The 6,233-nt window shown below is 47.5% G+C and carries 9 protein-coding genes; 6 read left to right on the top strand and 3 right to left on the bottom strand.

Translation table 11 applies throughout. The annotated features are described in order from the left end of the window. Positions 1–146: 146 nt before the first annotated feature. Together fmt and def are read right to left on the bottom strand one after the other, a co-directional pair. Complete coding sequence (fmt, locus tag M988_RS01565; protein WP_064572554.1) at positions 147–1,094, bottom strand: methionyl-tRNA formyltransferase; 948 nt, start codon at positions 1,092–1,094, stop codon at positions 147–149. 27 nt (positions 1,095–1,121) lie between these two features. Next, positions 1,122–1,631: a peptide deformylase gene (gene def, locus M988_RS01570; RefSeq protein WP_004846534.1), complete on the bottom strand. Its 510-nt coding sequence runs from the start codon at positions 1,629–1,631 to the stop codon at positions 1,122–1,124. Positions 1,632–1,756: 125 nt separating this feature from the next. Here def and dprA point away from each other — a divergent pair, with 125 nt between their 5' ends. From dprA to M988_RS01600, 6 genes are read left to right on the top strand one after another with little or no spacing between them, the layout of a single operon-like run. Then, positions 1,757–2,866 (top strand): DNA-protecting protein DprA, encoded by a 1,110-nt coding sequence (dprA, locus tag M988_RS01575; RefSeq protein WP_064572555.1) that lies wholly within the window; start codon positions 1,757–1,759, stop codon positions 2,864–2,866. Continuing rightward, on the top strand, positions 2,838–3,311 hold the full coding sequence (locus M988_RS01580; RefSeq protein WP_008815452.1) for a DUF494 family protein: 474 nt from the start codon (positions 2,838–2,840) through the stop codon (positions 3,309–3,311). The genes dprA and M988_RS01580 overlap by 29 nt, the downstream gene beginning before the upstream one ends. A gap of 30 nt (positions 3,312–3,341) precedes the next feature. Then, positions 3,342–3,884, top strand: coding sequence for a DNA topoisomerase family protein (locus M988_RS01585; RefSeq protein ID WP_064572556.1), 543 nt, complete (start codon positions 3,342–3,344; stop codon positions 3,882–3,884). A gap of 6 nt (positions 3,885–3,890) precedes the next feature. Further along, entirely contained in the window at positions 3,891–4,460 is a 570-nt protein-coding gene (tsaC, locus tag M988_RS01590) for an L-threonylcarbamoyladenylate synthase type 1 TsaC (RefSeq protein WP_039188676.1), read from the top strand. 5 nt (positions 4,461–4,465) lie between these two features. Beyond that, entirely contained in the window at positions 4,466–5,284 is an 819-nt protein-coding gene (gene aroE / locus M988_RS01595) for a shikimate dehydrogenase (RefSeq protein ID WP_064572557.1), read from the top strand. Then, positions 5,281–5,550 (top strand): DUF1488 family protein, encoded by a 270-nt coding sequence (locus M988_RS01600; RefSeq protein WP_064572562.1) that lies wholly within the window; start codon positions 5,281–5,283, stop codon positions 5,548–5,550. Before aroE ends, M988_RS01600 begins: the two co-directional genes overlap by 4 nt. Here the strand turns inward: M988_RS01600 and M988_RS01605 are convergent. Beyond that, on the bottom strand, positions 5,505–6,071 hold the full coding sequence (locus M988_RS01605) for a gamma carbonic anhydrase family protein (protein ID WP_008815447.1): 567 nt from the start codon (positions 6,069–6,071) through the stop codon (positions 5,505–5,507). The genes M988_RS01600 and M988_RS01605 overlap by 46 nt on opposite strands. Between the last annotated feature and the right edge of the window lie 162 nt (positions 6,072–6,233).

Below are 6,233 nucleotides of genomic sequence, written 5' to 3' on the forward strand. Positions count from 1 at the left end.
GCTGACCGTTGCAGCATAAATAAATAATTTAGAGTATGGCGCGAAGTTTACCGCGAATAGGGGGCGGGTTTGAAGTTTAGAGACGGATTAGCATCAATTTCAAACAAAAAGGGCCCATTGGGCCCTTTTTACAATGACTAATGGAATTATTCTAGGCAATTACCTGGAATGAACCACTCGCGGCGAGAATTGAGTAAATCCTGCGCGGACATGCTTTTCTTGCCAGAAGGTTGCAACTGGGTCATCAGCAAGGCCCCCTCGGCGGTTGCTACGGCAATGCCATGTTTGTCGGCGCTGATGATAGTCCCCGGAGCTTGGTTCTGCTCGGCTGCTATCACCTGAGACTGCCAAACTTTTACCGGTTGGCCATCAATCATAAAGAAGCTTACCGGCCATGGATTGAACGCCCGAACGCAGCGCTCAAGCTGTGCAGCAGAAAGAGTCCAGTTTAAGCGGGCTTCCTCTTTGCTTAGTTTCTCAGCGTAGGTCACTAGGGCTTCATCCTGCTTCTCAGGCGTTGCTGTACCGTTGGCTAACTCAGCGAGCGTAGCGAGCAACCCTTGAGGCCCCATCTCAGCCAGCTTATCGTATAGCGTTGCACTGGTATCTTGAGCGGTGATTGGACAGGAGACTTTATGCAGCATATCGCCAGTATCTAAACCAACGTCCATCTGCATAATAGTGACACCTGTTTCAGCATCACCGGCCCATAAGGCTCGCTGAATAGGCGCTGCGCCACGCCAGCGAGGCAGCAGGGAGCCATGCACGTTGATACAGCCTAAACGTGGCATATCCAAAACGGCCTTAGGCAAGATTAACCCATACGCCACCACGACCATCACATCGGCGTTAAGATCGGAAACCAGCTTCTGGCTGTCCTCTGGGCGCAGTGACACGGGTTGAAAAACAGGTAAATTATGCTGCTCGGCTAAAACCTTAACAGGGCTCGGAGTGAGTTTATTGCCACGACCTGCAGGCCTATCTGGTTGGGTAAAAACGCCAACGATTTGATGCTGCGAAGACAAAAGCGCGTCTAGATGACGCGCTGCAAAATCGGGAGTTCCCGCAAAAATAATACGCAAAGAATCAGACAATGTTGTTTCCTGCTAATAATGAGCTAATTAGCCTCTGGCCTGCTGTTTATACAGTTTTTCCAGCTTCTGACGAATGCGCTGACGCTTCAGAGGCGAGAGATAATCAACGAACAGTTTTCCGATCAAATGATCCATCTCGTGTTGAATACAGATTGCGAGAAGATCGTCGGCTTCCAGTTCGAAAGGTTTTCCATCGCGATCCAATGCGCGAATTTTCACACGCTCAGCGCGAGGAACGAGCGCTCGATGTTCAGGAACCGACAGACAGCCTTCTTCAATGCCGGTTTCACCGTCGCTTGATAGCAATTCTGGATTGATCAGGACTAAACGCTGATCGCGATTTTCAGACACATCGATGACGATAATACGCTGGTGAACGTCTACCTGAGTGGCCGCCAGACCAATACCTTCTTCCGCGTACATGGTATCAAACATGTCATCAACGATACGCTGAATTTCGGGCGTAACTTCTTTTACAGGCTGCGCAACAGTGCGGAGCCGCTCATCGGGGAAATGTAATACCTGCAATACCGCCATAAATTATTCGATCTGTCTCTGAGTAGTGGAATGATTGTCACTTACTATTCTAGACATTTCCGGCCTTGATTGACAGTATTGTTCACCTATTGAACACATAGGTGCAGGCTGCGCAAGGGACGGATATGCATGCTCAGGAAACTTGGTTGCGTCTAAGCCGCTTACAGAAAATTGCTTTGCCGCAGTGTATTCACATTGTTAAACGGTTCGCTAATGAGACACCTAATATTCTTCTGCTGAGGAAATTAGGGCTCACCTCAGCTCAAGCACAAAAATTCCTTTCATCTGAGCACCTAGAGGCTGATTTATCTTGGCTAGCACAGCAGGGAAATTATCTTATTGCTTATGATGATTCACGCTATCCTGAAAAACTAAAGAATATTGCTAATCCACCGGCCGTATTGTTTGTTAAGGGAAACGTCGAATGTCTTTCACAAGCGCAAATTGCCGTTGTCGGTAGCCGTCGGTATAGCGACTATGGGGAGAGTTGTGCCACCTATTTTGCTGGCGAGCTTGCTGCATCAGGATTAGTGATAACCAGTGGTTTGGCACTCGGTATTGATGGAATCGCACATCGCGCATGTCTTGAGTCGCTTGGTACAACGATTGCGGTGCTCGGATGTGGTATTGCGCAGCTTTATCCGACGTGTCATGAGCATTTGGCCGCACGTATTGTCGAAAACAATGGCGCGATTATTTCCGAATTTCCACCGAGTACCAGAGCAAGATCTGAATACTTCCCACGACGAAACCGTATCATCAGTGGGTTGAGTGATGGTGTGCTCATCATTGAGGCGGCAGAGAAAAGTGGTTCCTTGATCACTGCGCGTTGCGCGATAGAGCAGGGAAAAGATGTATTTGCGATCCCCGGCTCAATTGACAGTTTGCAGAGTGCCGGCGCTAACTGGCTCATCCAACAAGGTGCCTATTTAGTCGCCCATCCCAATGATATTATTGAGCAATTAGGTGGTTTGCATTGGTTGCCCAATCCTCATGTCGAAATTATTTATCCTGAGCGAGACGATGTAGAATTGCCATTTGCCGATGTGTTGGCTAACGTAGAATATGAGGTGACATCTGTTGACGTCGTCGCCGAACGAGTCGGCCAACCTGTGCCAGAGGTCGTTGTCGCTCTGCTCGACCTGGAGTTAGCAGGATGGATTAAAGCTGTGTCCGGCGGTTATGTCCGACTGAAGAGGGCTAGCCATGTTCGACGTATTAATGTACCTGTTTGAAACCTATATACACACAGCATCAGGAATGCAGGTTGATCAAGATAAGTTAACCGATGATTTAACGCGTGCGGGGTTTGAACGGGAAGATATCTATAGTGCCCTCGGTTGGTTAGAAAAGCTTGCTATGATGCAGGAAGCTGATGCTTTGCCGTATATCTCATGCGCGGATCCTCATGTGATGCGTATTTATACGGATGAGGAGATGATACGTCTCGATAGTGCATGCCGAGGGTTTCTGCTCTTCCTTGAACAAATACAGGTGTTAACTCCAGAAACGAGAGAAATGGTCATTGATCGTGTGATGGCGCTGGATGCGGATCAGTTCGATCTTGAAGATTTGAAGTGGGTCGTGCTTATGGTGCTGTTTAATGTACCGGGACATGAGCATGCTTACGAACAGATGGAAGAACTGTTGTTTGAAGTTAATGAGGGCTATCTGCATTAAGCAGTTACCCGATGAATTAAGAAACTATTTATGAATCAGGCAACACTGCTTGCTGTTAAAAATACTGAGAACTGCCCAGACTGCGGCGCGGAATTAGTGATTCGCAGTGGTAAGCATGGGCCGTTCTTAGGTTGTTCCCGTTATCCAGAATGCCAGTTCATTCGTCCGCTAAAACCACAGGCTGATGGACACGTGGTCAAAATTCTGGATGGTCAACTGTGTCCGAAATGTGGTTCAACACTGGTTTTGCGTCAGGGGCGCTACGGCATGTTTATCGGCTGTAGCGAGTATCCTGAATGTGATCATACCGAGGTGATCGATAAGCCTGACACCACCTCGATAATCTGTCCTCAATGCCAACAGGGAAAACTCCTACAAAGAAAATCCCGTTATGGAAAAGTTTTTCACGCTTGCGATAGATATCCTGAGTGCCAGTTTGCAATCAATCTAAAGCCAGTGGAGGGAGAGTGTAGCTACTGCCACTACCCATTGCTGATTGAAAAGCGCACCGCTCAGGGCATTAAGCTGTTTTGTGCGAGTAAACTCTGCGGCAAGGCCGTAGTAACTGAATAGAAGATAATGAAAAAAGAACAAGAATCATCGCTAGCGAACGTGCTCAATGCGCTAAAAAATGAAAAAGTTGTGGCTTACCCTACCGAAGCCGTTTTTGGCTTAGGTTGCGATCCTGACAGTGAACTGGCTGTGCATGCACTGCTAGATCTCAAGCAGCGCCAGTGGGAAAAGGGGCTTATTCTGATAGCCGCAAACTATGAGCAACTGCTGCCATATGTTGATGATGCGAAATTATCGGGTGAAAGACGTGAAGAAGTCTTTTCGTATTGGCCAGGTCCCGTGACATGGGTTATGCCGGCTAAACCAACGACGCCTCAATGGCTCAGAGGTCGTTTCTCTACTATTGCAGTACGTGTTAGCGATCATCCTTTAGTCCAAACCCTGTGCTTACAGTTTGGTAAGCCGCTCGTGTCAACGAGTGCCAATCTGAGCGGTTTGGAACCTTGCCGTACGGCGCAAGAGGTTCGTTTGCAGTTTGGCAATGCGTTTCCTGTTGTTGATGCAGAAGTGGGAGGGCGTTTAAACCCATCAGAAATCCGTGATGCGCTGACTGGCGAATTGTTTAGGCAGGGATAAGACAGATGAAACAGTTTGCGGTTTTTGGTAATCCGATTAAACACAGTAAGTCACCGCGTATCCATCAGCTGTTTAGCCAGCAGACGGGTATTGCTCTTAATTATGACACTCGGTTAGCCCCTGTCGATGATTTCTCAAAGAGTATTCATGCATTTTTTGCTGGTGGGGGTATTGGCGCAAATATTACGACGCCATTCAAAGAGCAAGCCTACGAGCTCTCAGATGAATTAACCGAAAGAGCTTCATTAGCTGGAGCCGTTAACACGTTAAAACTCTTGGATGATGGTCGTCTATTGGGCGACAACACGGACGGCATTGGCTTACTCAGTGACCTTGAGCGTTTGGGGATGATTGCCCCCGAGGCTACAGTGCTCCTGTTAGGAGCCGGTGGTGCTGCTCGTGGCGTTATTCAACCGCTCCTATCGCTAGACTGTGACCTTACCATTGCCAATAGAACCTATAGTCGAGCTGAAGAGTTGGCTAAGGTCTTTAGTCATTTGGGAAATATTGACGCGGCTGAATTCAATGAACTGTCGGGAAGGCGATTTGATCTCATAATTAATGCAACGGCTTCAGGCATTCATGGCGAAATTCCACAGATTTCCACTGAAGTTATTGATGAGAATACTGCTTGCTACGACATGTTTTACCAGAAAGGGCTAACGCCTTTCCTCTCTTGGGCGAAAGAGCATGACGCAAATCAGATAGCTGATGGCTTTGGGATGCTCGTGGGGCAAGCGGCTCATGCATTCTTGCTGTGGAATGGTGTGATGCCGGAAATTGCATCTGTGCTCAACGTCATGCGTGAAGAATCATCACGATGAACCAAGCGATACAGTTTCCAGACCAAGAAGAATGGGATGCGAGGAAGAGAGCTGTCCTCTTTCCCGCAACGAGCAATGGTTTTCAAATATGCTGCGCTATCTATATAGACGAGCTTAAACGAATGGTAGAGGATCCTGTGAATCATGATCCTCTGGCTCTATTCAGATCGCTACGCTGGGATCTTGAAGATTTAGCGGAGCAAAAGATCCTGAACGAAGATTACAACGACGATGGCTGGATATGGATTTCTGGCTGTGAGAGATAGTCGTCTTTCCAACGCACATAGTTATTGGCTGAATACAGTAATCCCATTTTCTCTTCTTCGCTTAATGGACGGATCTGACGAGCTGGGCTTCCAAAGTACATATATCCGCTGACTAACCGCTTTCCTGGTGAAACTAAACTACCAGCACCAATGATGACATCGTCTTCTATGATTGCGCCGTCCAGAATAATGCTACCCATTCCAACGAGAACTCGGTTTCCTATAGTACATCCATGAAGCATAGCCTTATGTCCAACGGTAACATCCTCACCAATAATCGTTGGCAAGCCCTCTGGAGTATTCTCTGATTTGTGAGTGACGTGAATAACGGTTCCATCCTGAATATTGGATCGTGCACCGATGGATATATAGTTAACGTCTCCTCGGATCGCAACCAATGGCCAGATACTCACGTCATCTGCCAGATCGACAGCCCCAATAATGGTGCTGGTGGGATCAATAAATACGCGATTTGCGATCTTAGGGTGTAAAGAGAGGTATGGACGAACAGAAAGAGACATAAAAAGTGCGCCAAAAGAGGGATGAATACACCCAATACTATCGCGCACTAGTGAAAACTCAACTCGTGGATCCTTATATCTGTGGATAAGTTTGTGCACAAACGGGTATAAGGCGGGGTTTTGCTGTGGAATGCAGCAAACGATCGATTTATTGGAAATTAG

It is taken from the genome of Hafnia paralvei ATCC 29927, from assembly GCF_001655005.1.
Lineage (GTDB): Bacteria > Pseudomonadota > Gammaproteobacteria > Enterobacterales > Enterobacteriaceae > Hafnia > Hafnia paralvei.